17 protein-coding genes and 2 pseudogenes are annotated in these 17081 nt (G+C 68.3%); 7 read left to right on the forward strand and 12 right to left on the reverse strand.

The window, feature by feature from the left end; genetic code table 11:
- Nucleotides 1-31 precede the first annotated feature (31 nt).
- The 4 genes from ACFYZJ_RS30055 to ACFYZJ_RS30070 all read right to left on the reverse strand — a co-directional run bounded on the left by ACFYZJ_RS30055 (nucleotide 32) and on the right by ACFYZJ_RS30070 (nucleotide 3051).
- Complete coding sequence (locus ACFYZJ_RS30055; RefSeq protein WP_388573138.1) at nucleotides 32-475, reverse strand: septal ring lytic transglycosylase RlpA family protein; 444 nt, start codon at nucleotides 473-475, stop codon at nucleotides 32-34.
- A 119-nt stretch (nucleotides 476-594) separates the two neighbouring features.
- Nucleotides 595-1455 carry a glycoside hydrolase family protein gene (locus ACFYZJ_RS30060; RefSeq protein WP_388573140.1) on the reverse strand — a complete coding sequence of 287 codons (861 nt, stop codon included), beginning with the start codon at nucleotides 1453-1455 and terminating at the stop codon, nucleotides 595-597.
- A 2-nt stretch (nucleotides 1456-1457) separates the two neighbouring features.
- Complete coding sequence (locus ACFYZJ_RS30065) at nucleotides 1458-2252, reverse strand: thaumatin family protein (protein WP_388573142.1); 795 nt, start codon at nucleotides 2250-2252, stop codon at nucleotides 1458-1460.
- Nucleotides 2253-2310: 58 nt separating this feature from the next.
- Nucleotides 2311-3051 (reverse strand): chitinase, encoded by a 741-nt coding sequence (locus tag ACFYZJ_RS30070; protein ID WP_388573144.1) that lies wholly within the window; start codon nucleotides 3049-3051, stop codon nucleotides 2311-2313.
- A 699-nt stretch (nucleotides 3052-3750) separates the two neighbouring features.
- Here ACFYZJ_RS30070 and ACFYZJ_RS30075 point away from each other — a divergent pair.
- A complete protein-coding gene (locus tag ACFYZJ_RS30075) occupies nucleotides 3751-4137 on the forward strand; it encodes a VOC family protein (protein WP_388573146.1) in 387 nt (128 codons plus the stop codon).
- A gap of 183 nt (nucleotides 4138-4320) precedes the next feature.
- Here the strand turns inward: ACFYZJ_RS30075 and ACFYZJ_RS30080 are convergent, their stop codons facing one another.
- On the reverse strand, nucleotides 4321-4530 hold the full coding sequence (locus ACFYZJ_RS30080; protein WP_388573148.1) for a DUF397 domain-containing protein: 210 nt from the start codon (nucleotides 4528-4530) through the stop codon (nucleotides 4321-4323).
- Nucleotides 4531-4970: 440 nt separating this feature from the next.
- Nucleotides 4971-5177: a hypothetical protein gene (locus ACFYZJ_RS30085; RefSeq protein ID WP_388573149.1), complete on the reverse strand. Its 207-nt coding sequence runs from the start codon at nucleotides 5175-5177 to the stop codon at nucleotides 4971-4973.
- A gap of 480 nt (nucleotides 5178-5657) precedes the next feature.
- Here ACFYZJ_RS30085 and ACFYZJ_RS30090 point away from each other — a divergent pair, with 480 nt between their 5' ends.
- Nucleotides 5658-6812 carry a helix-turn-helix domain-containing protein gene (locus ACFYZJ_RS30090; protein ID WP_388573151.1) on the forward strand — a complete coding sequence of 385 codons (1155 nt, stop codon included), beginning with the start codon at nucleotides 5658-5660 and terminating at the stop codon, nucleotides 6810-6812.
- A 234-nt stretch (nucleotides 6813-7046) separates the two neighbouring features.
- Here the strand turns inward: ACFYZJ_RS30090 and ACFYZJ_RS30095 are convergent, their stop codons facing one another.
- Together ACFYZJ_RS30095 and ACFYZJ_RS30100 are read right to left on the reverse strand one after the other, a co-directional pair.
- Nucleotides 7047-7457: a hypothetical protein gene (locus ACFYZJ_RS30095; protein ID WP_388573153.1), complete on the reverse strand. Its 411-nt coding sequence runs from the start codon at nucleotides 7455-7457 to the stop codon at nucleotides 7047-7049.
- 77 nt (nucleotides 7458-7534) lie between these two features.
- Nucleotides 7535-7750 (reverse strand): annotated as a pseudogene (locus ACFYZJ_RS30100) (phage major capsid protein); the annotation flags it as partial.
- 16 nt (nucleotides 7751-7766) lie between these two features.
- Between ACFYZJ_RS30100 and ACFYZJ_RS30105 the strand changes: the two are divergent.
- A pseudogene (locus ACFYZJ_RS30105) lies at nucleotides 7767-7928 on the forward strand (VOC family protein); the annotation flags it as partial.
- Here the strand turns inward: ACFYZJ_RS30105 and ACFYZJ_RS30110 are convergent.
- The 3 genes from ACFYZJ_RS30110 to ACFYZJ_RS30120 all read right to left on the reverse strand — a co-directional run bounded on the left by ACFYZJ_RS30110 (nucleotide 7925) and on the right by ACFYZJ_RS30120 (nucleotide 12089).
- Nucleotides 7925-8896: a glycosyltransferase family 2 protein gene (locus tag ACFYZJ_RS30110; RefSeq protein ID WP_388573155.1), complete on the reverse strand. Its 972-nt coding sequence runs from the start codon at nucleotides 8894-8896 to the stop codon at nucleotides 7925-7927. The pseudogene ACFYZJ_RS30105 and the gene ACFYZJ_RS30110 overlap by 4 nt on opposite strands.
- A 192-nt stretch (nucleotides 8897-9088) precedes the next feature.
- Nucleotides 9089-9529 (reverse strand): hypothetical protein, encoded by a 441-nt coding sequence (locus ACFYZJ_RS30115; protein WP_388573157.1) that lies wholly within the window; start codon nucleotides 9527-9529, stop codon nucleotides 9089-9091.
- Between the two features lie 157 nt (nucleotides 9530-9686).
- Entirely contained in the window at nucleotides 9687-12089 is a 2403-nt protein-coding gene (locus tag ACFYZJ_RS30120; protein WP_388573159.1) for a glycosyltransferase, read from the reverse strand.
- A 96-nt stretch (nucleotides 12090-12185) separates the two neighbouring features.
- On the opposite strand from ACFYZJ_RS30120, the gene ACFYZJ_RS30125 reads away from it, so the two are divergent.
- On the forward strand, nucleotides 12186-12623 hold the full coding sequence (locus tag ACFYZJ_RS30125; RefSeq protein ID WP_388573161.1) for a hypothetical protein: 438 nt from the start codon (nucleotides 12186-12188) through the stop codon (nucleotides 12621-12623).
- A gap of 163 nt (nucleotides 12624-12786) precedes the next feature.
- On the opposite strand, the gene ACFYZJ_RS30130 is transcribed toward ACFYZJ_RS30125, so the two are convergent.
- A complete protein-coding gene (locus tag ACFYZJ_RS30130) occupies nucleotides 12787-14169 on the reverse strand; it encodes a glycine--tRNA ligase (RefSeq protein ID WP_388573163.1) in 1383 nt (460 codons plus the stop codon).
- A gap of 175 nt (nucleotides 14170-14344) precedes the next feature.
- Here ACFYZJ_RS30130 and ACFYZJ_RS30135 point away from each other — a divergent pair, with 175 nt between their 5' ends.
- The 3 genes from ACFYZJ_RS30135 to ACFYZJ_RS30145 are packed head-to-tail and all read left to right on the forward strand — an operon-like array spanning nucleotide 14345 to nucleotide 17027.
- Nucleotides 14345-15304 carry a metal ABC transporter solute-binding protein, Zn/Mn family gene (locus ACFYZJ_RS30135; protein WP_388573165.1) on the forward strand — a complete coding sequence of 320 codons (960 nt, stop codon included), beginning with the start codon at nucleotides 14345-14347 and terminating at the stop codon, nucleotides 15302-15304.
- Nucleotides 15305-15321: 17 nt separating this feature from the next.
- Nucleotides 15322-16125 carry a metal ABC transporter ATP-binding protein gene (locus ACFYZJ_RS30140; protein WP_388573167.1) on the forward strand — a complete coding sequence of 268 codons (804 nt, stop codon included), beginning with the start codon at nucleotides 15322-15324 and terminating at the stop codon, nucleotides 16123-16125.
- On the forward strand, nucleotides 16125-17027 hold the full coding sequence (locus tag ACFYZJ_RS30145) for a metal ABC transporter permease (RefSeq protein WP_388573169.1): 903 nt from the start codon (nucleotides 16125-16127) through the stop codon (nucleotides 17025-17027). The genes ACFYZJ_RS30140 and ACFYZJ_RS30145 overlap by 1 nt, the downstream gene beginning before the upstream one ends.
- Nucleotides 17028-17081 lie beyond the last annotated feature (54 nt).

Consider the following 17081-nt stretch of genomic DNA (forward strand, 5'->3'; position numbering starts at 1 on the left):
TCAGCAGCGGCCTCTGCTGTCGTGCGCGGCATCAGTTGAGCACCTGCTGGGTGACGACGATGTGACCCTGGTCGGGATTGAGAACGCCGCCGAGTCGGCTGAAGGCTCCGTCTGTCAGATCGAGGCACTTGGGTTCCTGGGGCGTCTGCTGGAAGGTGCCGCGGTCGTTGATGCGGACGACCAGGGACCTGCCGTTCGCCACATTCGTGACCTTCACCCTGGTCCCGAAGGGGAGTTGCGGGTTGCGGGTCAGGGAGGTGGCAGCGGTGTCCGCGTTGTTGTCGAAGACCTCCCCGCTGGCGGTCAGCGCGCCGGCCGGGATGGGGCCGTAGTGCGTCGCCCAACACTGGTCGGCCGCAGCCACCTGCACGGCGCCCGCGGCAGGCGTGGCGGTGGCGGTGGGTGCCATCACCACGAGCGCACCGAGGGCGGTGGCCCCGACGGCAGAGTGGAAGAAGGGTATTGCACGACTCATCGCTTTTCTTGCCTCTCTCGGACGTCGTCACATGGATGACGGAAGGAAGAAAGGGAAGGACGGACGGACGGAAAGCCGGCGGCCGGAAGGAAGGAGAGGAATGCGTGCCGGACCGGGGCTCAGCCCGCCACCCGGTACGCCGCACCCGCCTGCGTGGCGGTCGTGCCGTTGTAGAGGCCGGTGCCGTCGCCGCGGCTCGTCGAGAGCGTGAACCACGCGTACCGTTCGACGTACGACAGCGCCTGGAGCAGGTCGGTCGACTGCTTGATGAACGCCGCCTGCTGGGCCTGCGTCGGATACCTCGGCGTACCGGACGAGAAGTCGATCAGCGCGTACTCGGTGATCCAGATCGGCTTGCCGTAGCGTTCGTGGACGCTCTGGATGTACGTCCAGAGCTGACCGACGGCGTTCGCGGTGTTGAAGTCGGCGCCGTACCAGTGCAGTGGGACGAAGTCGACTCGGTAGCCGCGCGAGGCGGCGCCCTGCATGAACCGGTCGAGCCAGCCGCCGGCGGTGTTCGCGCCGGTCGCCACCGCGGGGGCGCCGAGCCTGAGGCCGGTCGACTGCAGCCGCGGCCACAGGTCGAGCGCCTGCTGCACGGTCATGTCGGCCTGTCCCGCCATGTCGGGTTCGTTGAACCCGAGCAGCGTGCTGCCCTGCTGCTTCGCCTGGTTGAGCTCGGCGTCCGTGACCGAGCCCGACCCCCAGATCATGGGGACGAACTCGACGTCCGCGGGCGCCGATATCTGCTGTCGGCCAGCGGACCAGGTGTAGAACCAGCCGACCCTGGAGTCCGCGAGGTCCTGGGTGACGCCGCTGAAGTTCCAGGCGCTGATGCCCTTCTTCTTCACGGCGGCGGCCGCCGTGTCCGGCACCGCCGGTGCGGTGGCCGCGCTTGCCCGGCCGCCCACGGCGAGCCCGGCCGGAAGCGAGAGCAGCCCGGCGACGACGCTTCTTCTGCGCAGGTCGTCCGACGACATGCTCACGCTCCCTCGTGGAACTCGACGGTGAAGCCGTTGCACCGGCTGCACTGCTGCATCACCTGGTTGCCGGGTTCCTGGTCCTGCTTCGACCAGCCGTAGGCTCGCGGGCAGTTGGTCGCGATCATGTCGCTGTAGGCGGTCTTCGCATCACGGTTGGGGTTGGTGCAGAGCATGGGCGAGCCGTCCGCCCACCGGGTCAGATCGGCGGCCGGGCACTTCGGCAGCAGGTTCTGGGAGCAGCCCTGGGTGGCGCAGCCGCCCCCGCTTCCGGTCACGTTCACCGGGGTGATGGTGATCGGCACGGAGAAGGCGTTGACGTAGCTGACGTCGTACCAGGGAGCGAGGCCGTCTGCGCTGTCGAAGTTGAACTCCGCGAGACTGACGGGCTGTTCGGCCTGGCCCGGGTCGCACTTCTGGGCGTACACCCCGCAGTCGCCGAGTTGGCAGTGGAAGGTGCTGCCGGTGGTGCCGCCGCACCCCATGCGGGCGAAGAACTTCCCGCGCCAGTGGCCGGGCGCAGCCGTCTCGGGGATCGCCACCGTCGCCGATTGGCCGGGATCCAGAATCGGCAGCCCGGTCAGCGGCTTGGAGCCGTCGGCGTTGACGGTGCTGCCGATCCAGATCCTGCGTCCTGTGTGGTTGACGAAGGTGACGGTGTGGTGGGTCGCGGCCGCGGCGGCGGGCACCACCCGGTGGGCGGCGTCCGTACGCGCATTGGTGTGGGTTTGCGTGGGGGGCCGGTGCGGTGCCACGGCCACCAGCATGGCGGCGGCCACAGCGGCCAGAGTGGTCATGATTCTGCGCACATTGCCTCCGTCGGACGAGTCATGCAGAGCGGTACGGGGGCAATGTTCAGCAGGTCACCTTGTCGCCCGGGGTCACGCCGAGGATCTGCGCGAACTGCCGGTAGAGGTTGATCCGGTCCTGCATCTCGGCGGGATTGCGGCCGTTGCACTCGACGGCGCCGTTGATGCTGCGGATCGTTTCGCCGAACCCCGCGCCGGAGACCATTGCCTGATGGGGCGTCATGGTTCCGGGGCCGCTCTGGGTGTTCCAGTACCACAGCGCGGTCTTCCAGGAGACCTGGCCGTCGGTCGCCACCAGGTCCGGCTTGTGCAGCAGGTCGATCCCCAGCGCGTCGCCGGCCGCCTTGTAATTGAAGTTCCAGCTGAGCTGGAGCGGGCCGCGCCCGTAGTACGCCGCCTGCCCGGCCGGGCAGCCGTAGGGGCGGGTCGTGTCGCAGTACGTCGGCCAGTTGGCGGTGTTCTGCTCCGTGATGTAGCGCAAACCGCCGGTCTCGTGGCTGGCGTTCGCCAGGAAGGCCGCCGCCTCCAGTTTCCGGTCCCGGTCGTTACCGGTGTGCGCGAAGGCGGGGTACGCGCTCATCGCGTTGACCAGCGCGTCGTAGGTGTAGAAGCCGTTCTTGTTCGGGAACATCTGCTGGAACTGGGCCCTGCTCACGGCGAAGTCGGCCGCGGCCGTCCGCGTCGACACCCCGGCGGTGGACGCGGTGGCGGCAGAGGTGGGCAGGACGACGGCCGCGACGGCTGCCGCAGCGGCGGAAGCGGCCACGAGGGCACGTCGAATGCGCATGGCTGTCTCTCCTGAGGGACGGGGGGTGGCTCACGCGAGGCTCGGCAACGTTGTCAGCGGCTCAATTGTTGAGCGCATGACACGCACGCCTCACGGGGTCTCCTGAGAGCGCTCACAGGATCTGACAGCTCCCCATGACAGCCACCCGGCAGGGACCTGTCAATGGTCCGGACCAGGTGTCGCGTCTTTCCGGACATCCTGCGGTCCCGCACCGGAAGGGCCAACTCCGCTTGATCCGACAGCTGTTGATGCCGGTCATGCGGTGGACTCGCTTCCGCATGGGCGGGCAGCGGGGTCCGGCCGCGTGGATCACCTCAGGTACGGACGGCCTACCATCGACCGGATCCTGCCTTCTGCGCCCGTGAGGAGCGTCACGCCACCCCGGCCCGGCGCGCCCGCAGCGTGCCGGCCTTGTGCCGGTTGCCGCAGTTCTCCACCGAGCGCCAACTCCTCCTCCGCGATCTCCAGGGCCGGCGTCGGCGCCGGCCGGAAGCGCTGCGCCCACGCGACCGGATCCGCGGGCCCATGCAGTACCTCGTACCATCCCGGAAGGCCCCCGGCCCGCCGGTGGGCAGCAGCTCCGGGCCCAACGCGCCCGCGCCGAAACGGAAGTCGGCTCCGTGCGGGACCGCAGCACGAGTCCGGGCGTACCGGCCCGGCCCTGGACAAGGACTCCATGTGACCCATATGAGTGGTCGCATGGGAGCGGCTCTCGACTGGAAACTGGTCGTCGACACGCAGGACGCCCCCGCCCTCGCGGACTTCTGGGCGGCGGCGCTGGGTTACGAGGTGGAGGACAACAGCGCGCTGATCAACCGACTGCTGGCGGCGGGTCAGCTTCCGGAGGCGGCGGTCGCGGAGCACAACGGCACGCGGATCTTCCGGGGTTTCGCCGCGATCCGGCACCCGGACGACCCGTACGACAAGGAGACGGGCATCGGCCGGGGCCGCCGCATCCTCTTCCAGGACGTCCCCGAGGAAAGTCGTAGCGAAGACGTAACCAGAGACGTCCCCGACTGCGTGTCCTTGCTCGCGCAGTCGGGGGCGCTGCCCGCTCCGGTCGGGGGTCCGGCGCGGGGGTCCTGATCAGTGCTCGCGTGGACGTGTCGGGGCGCGAGTGGCGGCGTTGCGCCACCACCGCAGGCCCCGGCATCCGGGCTGCGAAAGCCCGAAGTGCACCCCGCACCGTGGACACCAGGGGAGCCCGTTCTCAGGGTCCGTAGGGCACTCAGCGGAACAGCGGGGGCACTCGTCCACGGGTACCTACTCTCAGGCGCTCAGGTCGAACTCTCCGGCCTTGACGGCGTCCGTGAGTGTCACCCACTGCTCAGCCGTCATGGTGACGATGGTGTCGGGGCGCTCACTGTCCCGCAACGCCACCACACCCGGCACGTTGAGCGCCACCTGGGGGCAGTTGTCGACCTTCGGGTCACGGCATACGGCCGCGCTCACGAAATCAAACTCAGGAACTGCGGTCATTTTGCTTGTCCCTTCGCCGTAATGCTGCGGGGAATCGGTCCCCGCGCCGTTGTGCGACCCGTTCCGGCAGACGCGATAGCGGCCCATCTGTCGGAACGGGGGTCTGTGTGCTGCCCTTGCGCCTCGCAGCGCCCAGGAAGCGGCAGCCATCCGGTTTGGTGCAGGAGGGCAGTTAGGCGCCCTGGGCGTCGCTCTCGCGGTACGGGTTGTCTCCTGTCGGAGTAACGCGCCAATACGTCTCGACCATGGCTTTGTACTGCCGATGGGTCGGGTTCAGGCCCGTGTGTTTCAGCGCCCAAATCTCTACCGGTGCAGGGTCGTTGTCCTGCGCGGGCGCTTCCTCACCGCATGCGATGCACACGGCGGAATAGATGCCCTGGGGGCGCCCTCGGCGGTTTCCGGTCCGAGCGTCCATTCAGCGGCTTTGATGATCGAGCGCATCACAGTTCCCCCCTGCTGCGCCGGTTTTCTTCGGCCACTTTGGCGCGCAATTCCTGGGCGCTTCCATTGCAGCGGGGACAGGTGCACGGCGGGAGTCCCGAGGTTGCGTCGGGCACCTCAACCGGCTTCACGGTGTGCTTTGCGCGCACGGGAGTGCGGGCACCTGTTTCCGGATTGATCCGGTAGACAGCAATGGTCATGCTCACCGCGCTGCCTCCCAGGGGCACGTCTGGACGCCTGCACGGGCAGTCCTGGGCGAGCCTCCCAGGTGTGCAACGTAGGGCCGGACGAGGGCGCCCGTGTCCTCCCAGGGGGCGCGTTCGCTGTTGTGCCTGCGAGCGATCACCAGGGCGCCCCGCACGCCCGGCGTAGGGCGCCTGTGGGGCGCCGGGGGCGCTCCCTGGGGCACTGCGGTACGCCTGTGCCTGCCGGGCGTCTGTGGTCCGAACACGACCGCCCTGACCCATTCCAGGGCCGTGCGGATAAGGTCTGTCATGTCAGCGCTCCTCTGAAGCGTTGGCCATGCCCCCGGGCCGGTCGCACGGTCGCGGGGGTCTGTCGTCATCAGTCAACGCCCCTGCGAGCCAGGCGACTTGCACACTTCTTGCACACATGCCGGGCGCACTGCACGCACCCTTTGGGACCATGGGACGTGAGGACGTCACCGAGCGGGGAAGACGCAAGGTATGAGCGCTACGCAGGTACCCGGACCAGGCGCCAACGTCGCTGCGCGCCGAAAGGAACTCGGGCTAAGTCAGGTGACCCTAGCCCGCAGGGCGGGGGTGTCGGTTTCCCTTCTCAGCAAGATCGAAGTAGGGGACCGGGCGCTCACCCAGGGCGTAGGTGCTGCGCTAGCCCGCGCAATGAACCTCACCCTTGACGAACTACTGGGCAGCGCCCCGGAAGCAAACCTCAATGACCTGAACTGGGCTATCCGGCGATTCGATATTCCTGGGGAACCTCCGGAGCACCCCGAGAATCTACAGCGGGAAGTAGACGAGCTAAATCAGCTTCGGTGGAATACGGAGCTGTCCAAAGTTCTCCTGAGGCTTCCCGGAATTCTCACGAGGGTTACCAACCATGCGCACCTTACAGGGGAACCGAAGGCATGGGGTTTGGTCGCGGACGTATACGGCGTCATTTACTGGCTCGCTGCCCGGCATCGGTGGATGCACCTTGCCGAATTGGCGACGCTGAAACAGCGGATGGCTGCCGAGAGGGCAGACCCTATTGCGGCCATCGTTGCCGCGCGAGATGATGCGGGCACTTTCCTTAATTCCGGGGATTTCTCCGGAGGCTTGGCAGTCATCGACCGGGCAATTGTGCAGGCGGAGTCCACATTGACTGGACAGGACCGGGCGTTTGGGCTTGGCGTTCTACACCTGCGAGGCTTGACCCTCGCCGGACGGCTGAAAGATAAGCAGACTACCCAGAAGCACATTGACGCGGCTTGGCGGATGGCTGAGGAGATCCCGGAAGAGATTGCCAAGCATGGGATGCAATTCGGTCCCGAGCAAACGGCCACACACGTGATCTCTACAGCATCTGATATGGAACAGCACCGCAGCGCAGTGGAAACGGGCGAAAGCCTGATTCGAGCGGGTATGACTCTTCCTGCTAACCGGGTTGCCCCGGTTTACATGAACCTTGGGCGCTCTCAGCTAGCCCTAGGCGACCAAGAAGGGACCCTCGAAAGCCTTGAAAGGGCATGGGCGACCTCACCGGAAATGGCGGCAGTCCATCCGACGTCGTTGGAGCTAACGCGAGTCCTGGTGTCGAAGCACAAGCGAAGCAACGAGCGGCTCACGAAAATCGCCCAGAGGGCAGGAATCACCCTCTAAGGCTTTTCAAGCCCAGAAACGCAGAAAAACGCCCCTCCAGGCTCGCCGTAGCGAACCGGAGGGGCATTTTTCGTGCGTTGCTCACAGTGAGTAATTACCGGCAGCCAGACTCCCAGGGCCAAAATTTCGCGGCCATGTTCAGAGTCAGGGCGGCCGGGTCGCCGAGCGATCTTCGCCAGAGATTGACCCTCCCCCGGTCCCCTCACACACCGTGACCGGTAAAAGGGACGCCTGCTAGAACGACGTCGTAACCAGGCCCGTCCCCGAGATGATGCAAATGGATGCCGCATAGCGGTTCGGGATGGCTGCCGCGTAATTGTAGAGGCGCACGAATACGCTCATGTTGTTTGCGTACGTCTGCTGGAATGCTTCGGCGCGAATGTGCGATTCCCAGAGTCGGAGGTCCGAAGCACGCAGTACAAAGATGCGGTCCTGGTTTGTGCCTCCGCCCAGGTTGGTCGGAATATTGGAGTCGAGCCACACGGGGAGTCCGAGGATTTGCCCCACATAGCCCTCTTCCATTACCTGACTGAATACGCCCACAGCGTTTACGGGGCCTGCTTCCCCGGGAACGACCAGCGGGCGGTTTTGCGAGTCGATTTGAGCGACGATCCACGCCCAGCGACGCGGGTGCATGATGAGCATGTCCGGGGGCGCATACCGGTTCGTGTGCACCGTAGAAATGGCCGAAGCTATCTGCCCGAGCAGGCCGTTAGCTCCGCTCAGTGAGCATTCGTCCATACCTGACTACGGGCGCCGGAAACGGTAAGCAGACCGGTGAGCGTGCCACCCGTGCCGCTGCCGTTGAGTAGCTGCGTATCCAGCTTCATGGCGTAGTCGGCCGCAAGATCCTCAAGGATTACGTTATCGATATTGAGCGGCGACTGTTCGAGCAACTGAAGCGAAACGGTCTGTCCGCCTGCAATGGTCACGACCGGCGAGCTAACGGAAGTGCGCCTCCACCTCGACGTGCACGCCGGCCCGGACGCCCGGGAGGCGACGGTGGCCCGCCTGGAGTCCCTGGGCGCGACCCGCGTCGAGGAGGTGGACAAGGGCCCGGCCGGGCACTGGTGGGTCATGCGGGACCCGGAGGGGAACGAGTTCTGCGTGGCTTAGGACACGACGGCGGCCGCCCCGGTGGAGTCGTTCTCCCGAGTGGGTGCGGCGGAGGTGCCGGTGTGGGCGGCCAGGGCCTGCTCCAGGCGCCGGATGTGGTGGTACTGCACCCGCGTGGTGCGCTGCAGGGCCATGACCGCGCCGAGGAACTGATCCATCTCGGTGGCCCGGGTGAGGATGTCGTCGGGTACGTTCTCGTCCCGCAGACAGGCCTCCGCGTCCTGGCTGAGCACGGCCTGCGCCCAACCGCGGGTGATCGCCTTGAACAGGCCGGGGTGGTTGACCACGATCCGCGCCCGGATCGCGAGGTCGTTCTCGGCGGCTTCCAGATGCAGTCCGGTGTCCTTGTTGCGCGCCCCGAACAGCGGCTCGTGGAGGTGGTGCGCGTCGAAGCCGTGCTCGACGCAGCCGATCCAGAAGTCCCAGTCCTCCCCTGCCCGCATGGTCTCGTCGTACCCGCCCACGGCCTGCCACGCCTCACGGCGGTACAGCGAGCAGTAGAACATGATCAGCCGCTGGAGCATCAGTTCCCGGCTGTACGCGGGGAGGGGAATCGCCTGTGGGGGCAGGTCGTCATCGGTGAAGGTGAAGACGTCGGTCGACGCGATGGCGATACCGGGGTCGCCGTCCAGGACCGCGACGGTCTTCTCCAGCATCGTGGGCGCGATCACGTCGTCGGCGTCCAGCGGAAGGATGTAGCGGCCGGCGGCCGCCTCGATCCCCGTGTTGCGGGCGGCGGAGACTCCGGCGTTGGCCTGGCGGAGCAGCCGGATGCGCCGGTCGGGGTGACGGGCGATCAGGCCCTGGGCCACCTCGGCGGTGTCGTCGGTGCTGCCGTCGTCGACGATGACGAGTTCCCAGTCGCGGTACGTCTGGGCGAGGACGCTGGACACCGCCTCGGGCAGATAGCGGGCGTAGTCGTGGCAGGGGATGACCACCGAGACCACAGGGTCGGAACCTTGGGGCATGAGCCGTCTTTCGCTCGGAACGGAAGGGACGGGAGGACGGGAGGACGGGAGGACGGGAGGACAGAAGGTCGGGAGGTCGGGAGGTCGGGAGAAGGAGCCCAGCCACCGGTGGCCGGCTTCCGCACGGTCGGGTGTGGGCGGCCCCCCGGCCCTCTCCCAGGGCCACGTCGCAGCGGACCCGCCGATCGCGTGCTAGCCGATACGAAGGCCGGGCGCGTACTCGCCGTCCAAGAAGGCGGCGTTGTCGAGGCTGCGGTGACCGTGGTGGTGGCCGTAGTCACAGATGGTCATGTTGGCCACGGGAGTGCAACAGTGGCCGTAATCGCTGATGGTGACGTTGGCGATGGGCGGGCAGCAGTGGCCGTAATTGCTGATGGTGACGTTGGCGATGGGCGGGCAGCAGTGGCTGTAGTCGCTGATGGTGACGTTGGCGACGTTCTTGCAGGGGTGGTCCACCCCCGGTATGAGGGTGACGTCGCCGCTCATGGGCTGCCCTTGGTACGCGGACGCCGCCGACGCCGTCAGCGCGTCCTGGCCGAGGGCGGCGGCGTAGGAGGCCTCCGCGGTGTTGAGCAGTCCGGCGGTCGCCAGTGCGGCCGGGAGGGCCAGGGAGGATATGACGCGAGCTTTCACGGTCGTGCCGTCCTTTCGAAGGGGAGGCTGCCCCGGCATGCCGACGACCTTCACGGCAGGGACAGCAGCGCCACCGTAGGATTTGCCTACTTTACGTGGCAAAATGATTACTCCACGCGAGTGGCCGAGGTCGGCGCCGCGGGGAGCACCGTTCGTTTCAGGACGGGGACAGCACCGCCGTGTCCGCCGGGTCCGGGGCATGGTGCGGATGCAGCACTTCGAGGTCGGGCAGCGCCCAGCAGGCGGTGCCCATGTCGCGGGCCATCGCGGCCAGCCCCTCGGTCTCGATGAGGTACTGGTACGGAAAGCACGGGAAGTTCAGGCCGTCACGATGCAGGTCGGCGCGGACCAGCAACACGGTGCCGCCGACCGAGTCCACGCGGAGCAGCCCTTTGCCCCGCAGCTCGTCGAGGTAGATCCGGCCGAAGCCCTTGGGCGGCTGCAGAATGCCGTCGCGAAGCCACTGGGACCAGTTGAGCGTGCCGGCGCGGGGGTGGAGGACGAAGGTGTTGAGGTCGAATGTGGGTCCCCCGGACGTGGTGGTGCAGTGCGGGACGACGATGTCCTTGCGCGCTCCGAGCAGCCGCTGGATCAGGTCGGCCGGGTAGTCGGTGACATCCACGTCGAGCCACAGCACCCACTCCTCGTCGGCAAGGGCCCGGGCGAGCAGATGGTTGCGTGCCTTGGCCAGCACCGACCGGCGTCGGCGTTGGACGCCGGGTTCCCAGCGAGGCCCGGCCACCTGGAGGCCGAAGTCGCGGTGGACGACGGTGACCCGCCGGTACTCCGCCCGGAGGCCGGGCAGGACCTGTCGCAGCAGTTCCGGCGTCGAGTCCTTGCTGTCGCCCTCCAGCAGGCCCAGTGAGATCGCCTCGCGGGGATAGTCCAGGGAGCGCAGTTTCTCCAGGTGGCCGGGGAGGAACGCGGCCGCGTCCTTGACCGGGGTGAGCACCAGCACGAGGGGCCGCTCGCTCGCCGGGGGCGGAGCGGGTTCGACAGCCGTCGGCGGTCTTCCGGCGACGGCTCGCGCTGCGGCGGCACCGGTCTCGGCGTGGGTGATGTCCTGCGGCTGGATCGGCAGCCGGGTCGCCATGGCCAGCAACCGCTCGGCGTACGCGCCGGGTTCCGCCCAGACCTGGGTCGCCACCTCGAAGTGCTCCGCGAAGTGCGACTCGCTGAACGTGTTGCCGCCGTGACAGATGTAGGTGTACAGCTCCGGCGCGTCGATGGAGACGACCCGGCAGGTGCGGACCACCTCTTCCGCCACCGGTGTGTCCTCGCCCCGGCGTTGCGCCGGATAGCGGGGCATCCGGTCCTTGGCGCAGATCATCGACCCTTCCCAGACCCGTGCGCAGGAGATCGCGAGCTTGCGCCGAGCGGGCCACCACAGCCGTTCACGGGCGAGGAAACAGGCCTCGGCGCCGAGCGCGAGAATCGCCGCCATCTGTGTCTCGACCCGCTCCGGGTCGTACAGGTCGTCGTCGTCCCACTGGCACACGTAGGGTCCGCCGGCCCGGTCCACCGCCTCGTTGCGCAGTTCGCCGAGCGTCCGCCCCTCCGGAGGGAGCCGGTGATGGCGGATGCGCGGGTCGCCCAGCTCCCGGATGTGCCGCTCGAGCGCGTCGTCCGTGCCGTCGTCCACGACGACCAGTTCCAGGTCGCGATAGGTCTGCGCACGGAAGCAGGCGATCGCGCCGCGCGCCGTCGCCACGCGGCCCTTGGTCACCATCAGGCAGGACACCGTGGGCGTGGGTGCGCCCGAGGCCCAGCGGCGCCGCTGGGCGTCGAGACTGAGCTGCCCGTCGGCGAGCGGGTGCAGCCCCTGGCTCGCCCAGAACGGGAACCGCTTGCCGGCCGACACCCGCACCGCCGCCGCGTCGTCACACACCCAGCTGCCGGACCAGTGATGCACCGCGTACGCACGCTGGTGGTCGGCTTCCCGAGGGCCGAACAGCTCTGCCGCGTAGGGGCTCACCTCGGGGTACAGCGCTTCCGACCCGAGGACCGTGACCGAGGCGGGCTCCGGGGCGCTGTCGACGGCCCTGGTCAGGAAGAAGGGGCCGGTGGCGTCCAGGGCACTGGGGGCCCTGTGGGCGCCGACCAGTTGCCGGTGCACATGGGCCCAGAAGGGGTGGCCCGGTCGTGACGCGATGAACGCGTTGCCGACGATGCGGCCGAACCCGCGTCGGCGGGCCAGCAGCAGACGGGTGTGGGCCTCGGGCTCACAGCCGAGGACGAGCTCGTGTCCGTCGAGGATCGCGTCGACCGGCTTGAGGCACTCGAAGTCCAGGTCCACGTAGAGCCCGCCGAAGTGATCGAGCAGGAAGTAGCGGATCGCGTCGGCCCGCATGATCGCTTCGGGGTAACCGTCGTAGATCGGCAGGAACCAGGGGTAGTGCTCCTGGAGGAAGGCACGGTTGTCCGCGTCGGTCCACAGCCGGTATCCCCAGCCGGGGTGATGCAGGCGCCAGGAATCGACCCACTGACGCCATTTCGGAGGTACGTCGGCGTCCTTCCAGGTCTGATGGATCAGGGCGGGGATCTTCTCCTGTGTCCGCATGCACGCAGTATGAAGATCAGTTCTGCTTCCGAGTCGCTCCGGCGGGACCTGCCGGCCGGACATTCACCCGGGCGGCAGGGCGCGACGGCCCCCGGGGTGACGCATCACGTTCACCGTGCGTCCCTTCCACCGTTACGCGGTGCGGTCGAGGCGGACGAGCAGGAGGGCACCGTCACGGACACCGTCGGCGGCCTGTCCCCGGCCTCGCCGACGCTGGTGCCCGGCCGTCCGGTGCCCTTCTCACTGACCGTCACGGGCGATGCCGACAGCCGCTTCACCCACACGCTCTCCAGCAGGCTGAGCCTCTACCCGCCCGTGGACCCCTACCTGCGGCCCTCGGTGAGGCTGCAGGTCCTCGACGGCGGACAGTGGACGGACCTGGCCACGGACGGCGACTCCAGCTGGACACTGCCCGCCGTCCCGGCCGGTCTGAGCACCGGTGACGTCCACACCCACCAGCTGCGCTTCGTCGAGGACGCCGCGTCCGAGCCCCGCTCCGGCGACTCGCAGGCGAACTTCTCGGTCTCCACCTAACAGGACAGCGTCCACAGGCCCCTGGTCGGGCGGGCCGACGGCAGCATCGTCCTGGGCGGCACCACCGGCTGACCCGCACCCGGCACCGAGCGCCACCACACAGAAAACGCCGGGCGAGCTGGAAGATCCAGCTCGCCCGGCGTCCTGATTCAGCGCGGAGCGCCTAGCAGCCCAGGAGCCGCCCGGCCAGGTAGCCCTCGATCTGGTCGAGGGACACCCGCTCCTGCTTCATGGAGTCACGCTCACGCACGGTCACCGCGTTGTCGTCCAGCGTGTCGAAGTCCACCGTCACGCAGTACGGCGTACCGATCTCGTCCTGGCGGCGGTAACGGCGGCCGATCGCGCCCGCGTCGTCGAACTCGATGTTCCAGTGCTTGCGCAGCGCCTGGGCGAGCCCCTTCGCCTTCGGCGATAGCTCCGGGTTGCGGGACAGCGGCAGCACCGCGACCTTCACGGGAGCCAGGCGGTGATCGAGGCGCAGCACCGTGCGCTTCTCCATCTTGCCCTTGGCGTTCGGCGCCTCGTCCTCGACGTAGGCGTCGAGCAGGAACGCCAGCATGGTGCGCCCGACCCCCGCGGCCGGCTCGATGACGAACGGCGTCCAGCGCTCGCCGGCTTCCTGGTCGAAGTAGGAGAGGTCCTGGCCGGAGGCCTTGGAGTGCGCCGACAGGTCGTAGTCCGTGCGGTTCGCGACGCCCTCCAGTTCGCCCCACTCCGAGCCGCCGAACTGGAAGCGGTACTCGATGTCCGCGGTGCGCTTGGAGTAGTGGGAGAGCTTCTCCTTCGGGTGCTCGTACCAGCGCATGTTCTCCTCACGCAGGCCGAGACCCGTGTACCAGTTCCAGCGCTCCTGCATCCAGTACTCGTGCCACTTCTCGTCCTCGCCCGGCTTGACGAAGAACTCCATCTCCATCTGCTCGAACTCGCGGGTGCGGAAGATGAAGTTGCCCGGCGTGATCTCGTTGCGGAACGACTTGCCCATCTGCGCGATGCCGAACGGCGGCTTGCGGCGCGAGGTCTGCTGGACCTGGAGGAAGTTGGTGAAGATGCCCTGCGCGGTCTCCGGGCGCAGGTAGGCGATCGAGCCGCTGTCCTGGGTCGGGCCGAGGTGGGTGGAGAGCAGACCGGAGAACTGCTTCGGCTCGGTGAACTGGCCCTTGTTGCCGCAGTTGGGGCAGTTGATGTCCGCGAGGCCGTTCTCCGGGAGGCGGCCGTGCTTGGCCTCGTACGCCTCCTCCAGGTGGTCGGCGCGGAAGCGCTTGTGACAGGAGGTGCACTCGGTGAGCGGGTCGGTGAAGGTGGCGACGTGACCGGAGGCCACCCAGACCTCGGTCGCCAGGATCACCGACGAGTCGATACCGACGACGTCCTCGCGCGACGTCACCATGTAGCGCCACCACTGGCGCTTGATGTTCTCCTTGAGCTCGACACCCAGCGGTCCGTAGTCCCAGGCGGCCCGCTGACCGCCGTAGATCTCGCTGCAGGGGAATACGAAGCCACGGCGCTTGCTCAGGCTGACGATGGTGTCGATCTTGTCGGCGGCCACGGTGCTCTCTTCATTACGACGACGGGCGACGAAGCGAGACGCTTCAAAGCGAATGCTTCAGGGTACCGGCGGTGGCTCCCCCTCAATCAAATCGGTCCCGTCCACAGACCTGGGCACAGGCCCCAAGGACCGGGTTTGTTGACAACGGTTTCCATGTTTGATGAAAATGACTGTCATGAACGCACGACGACGCCTCATACCCGGGACCGCGGTCGCGGCGGCCACCGCCCTCGGTCTCGGAGCCCTCTCCGCCTGCTCCTCCTCCAGTGCCGCAGCGGGCGACAGCGGCAAGTTCGACGTCGTGGCGTCGTTCTACCCGCTGGCCTTCCTCGCCGAGCGGATCGGCGGGTCGTACGTCCACGTGACCAGTCTGACCCAGCCCGGCCAGGAACCGCACGACCTGGAGATCAGCGCCAAGCAGACCGCGCAGCTCCAGGAGTCCGACGCGGTCCTCTACCTCAAGGGCCTGCAGCCCTCCGTCGACGACGCGGTGGCCCAGTCCGAGATCAGGACGAAGGTCGACGCCGCCTCCCTGACCTCCCTGGAGGAGCACGGCAACGAGGTCGGCGGGCACGCGGCCGCCCACGACACCCACCAGGGCGAGGAGTCCGGCGGCAAGGACCCCCACATCTGGCTCGACCCGGTGCGCTACGCCCAGGTCGCCAAGGGCGTCGGCGCCGCCTTCGAGAAGGCGGACCCCAAGCACGCGGGCACGTACAAGAAGAACACCGACGCTCTGGTCAAGAAGCTCGACGACCTGAACACCCGGTACGCGGACGGCCTGAAGAACACGAGGACCAAGGTCTTCATCACCACGCACGCCGCCTTCGGCTACCTCGCCGAGCGCTACGGCCTCACCGAGGAGGCCATCAACGGGCTGGACCCGGAGTCCGAACCCAGCGCCGCCCGCGTCCGCGACCTGGAGAAGATGGCCAAGGCCGACGGCGTCTCCACGGTCTTCTACGAGACGCTCGTCAGCGACAAGACCGCGAAGACCATCGCCCAGGACGCGAACCTGAAGACGGACGTCCTCGACCCGATCGAGGGCATCACGCCGAAGTCCCGCGGCAGGGACTACTTCCAGGTCATGGAGTCCAACCTCAAGGCCCTGCAGACCGCCTTGGGCACCAAGTGATCGCCACGGAGGACGCGATGGACGCCACGGACGCCACGGACGCCACGGACGCCACGGGCGAGCCCGTCATATCGATGCGCGGCGTACGCGCCGACCTGGGCTCGCGCCCCGTCCTGCGCGGCATCGACCTCACCGTGCGCCGCGGTGAGGTCGTCGCGCTGCTCGGGGCGAACGGCTCGGGCAAGTCGACCGCCGTGCGCAGCATCATCGGCCAGGTGCCGGTGAGCTCCGGGGAGATCACACTCTTCGGCACCCCGCGCCGAGCCTTCCGCGACTGGCGGCGCGTCGGATACGTCCCGCAGCGCACCACGGCCGCGGGCGGCGTGCCCGCCACGGTGACCGAGGTCGTCTCCTCCGGGCGCCTGTCCCGGGCCCGCTTCGGCATCCTGCGCAGGGCCGACCACGAGGCCGTACGCCACGCCCTGGATCTCGTCGGCATGGCGGACCGGGCCAAGGACTCGGTCAACGCGCTCTCCGGCGGCCAGCACCAGCGCGTCCTGATCGCCCGTGCGCTCGCCTCCGAGCCCGAACTGCTGATCATGGACGAGCCGATGGCGGGCGTCGATCTGGCGAGCCAGGAGGTGCTCGCGCAGACGCTCGGGAACCAGGTGGCGTCCGGTGCGACCGTGCTGCTGGTGCTGCACGAACTGGGCCCCCTGGAGCCCCTGATCGACCGGGCGGTCGTCCTGCGCGACGGCTGCGTGCTCCACGACGGCCCGCCCCCGAAGGCCGTGGGCCAGCACGCCCTGCCCGGCCACGACCACGTCCACCCGCACGACGCCACCGGCGCCGAACCGATCCGCACGGGACTGCTGAGCTGATGGACTTCCTGAACTACGCCTTCATGCAGCGGGCCCTGCTCGCCGCCGTCCTGGTCGGCATCACGGCCCCCGCCGTCGGCATCTACCTCGTGCAGCGCCGCCAGGCCCTGATGGGCGACGGCATCGGCCACGTGGCGATGACCGGCGTCGGCCTCGGCTTCCTCCTGTCCACCTCCCCGGTGTGGATGGCGACGGCCGTCTCCGTCCTCGGCTCGGTCCTCATGGAACTGATCCGCTGGTACGGGAAGACGCGCGGCGACATCGCCCTCGCGATGCTCTTCTACGGCGGTATGGCCGGCGGCGTGATGTTCATCAACCTCGCGCCGGGCGGCTCCAACGCGAACCTGACGTCGTACCTGTTCGGGTCGCTGTCCACGGTGTCGCAGTCGGACGTCCTGGCCATCTGCCTGCTCGCGGCGTTCGTCGTCCTGGTCACCCTCGGCCTGCGCCGCCAGCTCTTCGCGGTCAGCCAGGACGAGGAGTTCGCCCGGGTGACGGGTCTGCCGGTGCGCGCCCTGAACCTGCTGACGGCCGTCACGGCGGCGGTGACGGTGACCGTCGCGATGCGCGTGGTCGGTCTTCTCCTGGTCTCCGCGCTGATGGTGGTCCCGGTGGCGGCGGCACAGCAGCTCGGCCGCAGCTTCGCGGCGACCTTCGCGATCGCGGTCGCCATCGGCGTGACCGTCACCCTCGGCGGCACGATCACGTCGTACTACCAGGACGTGCCGCCCGGCGCGACGATCGTGCTGCTGACCATCGCCGCGTTCATCGCACTGACCGCTCTCGCCACTCCGCTGGCCAGGCGACGCGCGCGGGCGCTCGCCGCCGCACAGCCCTCCGGGGACCCCGCAGAGTGCGCGATTCCGGCCACGCGAGGGGCCGCCGACGAGGTCGGAGTCTGACCGCGCAGGGGCCGGGCTGGCACAATGGGCCCGGCAGGCGCAGCGATGAAGGAG

Origin of the sequence: Streptomyces sp. NPDC001848 (assembly GCF_042891915.1) — a bacterium.
Lineage (GTDB): Bacteria > Actinomycetota > Actinomycetes > Streptomycetales > Streptomycetaceae > Streptomyces.

Coding starts and splice junctions, on each gene's coding strand:
- ACFYZJ_RS30110 (WP_388573155.1), bottom strand. CDS start 8,896: ATGCCCCAAGGTTCCGACCCTGTGGTCTCGGTGGTCATCCCCTGCCAC.
- ACFYZJ_RS30080 (WP_388573148.1), bottom strand. CDS start 4,530: ATGACCGCAGTTCCTGAGTTTGATTTCGTGAGCGCGGCCGTATGCCGT.
- ACFYZJ_RS30140 (WP_388573167.1), top strand. CDS start 15,322: ATGGACGCCACGGACGCCACGGACGCCACGGACGCCACGGGCGAGCCC.
- ACFYZJ_RS30060 (WP_388573140.1), bottom strand. CDS start 1,455: ATGTCGTCGGACGACCTGCGCAGAAGAAGCGTCGTCGCCGGGCTGCTC.
- ACFYZJ_RS30090 (WP_388573151.1), top strand. CDS start 5,658: ATGAGCGCTACGCAGGTACCCGGACCAGGCGCCAACGTCGCTGCGCGC.
- ACFYZJ_RS30145 (WP_388573169.1), top strand. CDS start 16,125: ATGGACTTCCTGAACTACGCCTTCATGCAGCGGGCCCTGCTCGCCGCC.
- ACFYZJ_RS30135 (WP_388573165.1), top strand. CDS start 14,345: ATGAACGCACGACGACGCCTCATACCCGGGACCGCGGTCGCGGCGGCC.
- ACFYZJ_RS30095 (WP_388573153.1), bottom strand. CDS start 7,457: ATGCTCATCATGCACCCGCGTCGCTGGGCGTGGATCGTCGCTCAAATC.
- ACFYZJ_RS30075 (WP_388573146.1), top strand. CDS start 3,751: ATGGGAGCGGCTCTCGACTGGAAACTGGTCGTCGACACGCAGGACGCC.
- ACFYZJ_RS30065 (WP_388573142.1), bottom strand. CDS start 2,252: ATGACCACTCTGGCCGCTGTGGCCGCCGCCATGCTGGTGGCCGTGGCA.
- ACFYZJ_RS30070 (WP_388573144.1), bottom strand. CDS start 3,051: ATGCGCATTCGACGTGCCCTCGTGGCCGCTTCCGCCGCTGCGGCAGCC.
- ACFYZJ_RS30055 (WP_388573138.1), bottom strand. CDS start 475: ATGAGTCGTGCAATACCCTTCTTCCACTCTGCCGTCGGGGCCACCGCC.
- ACFYZJ_RS30120 (WP_388573159.1), bottom strand. CDS start 12,089: ATGCGGACACAGGAGAAGATCCCCGCCCTGATCCATCAGACCTGGAAG.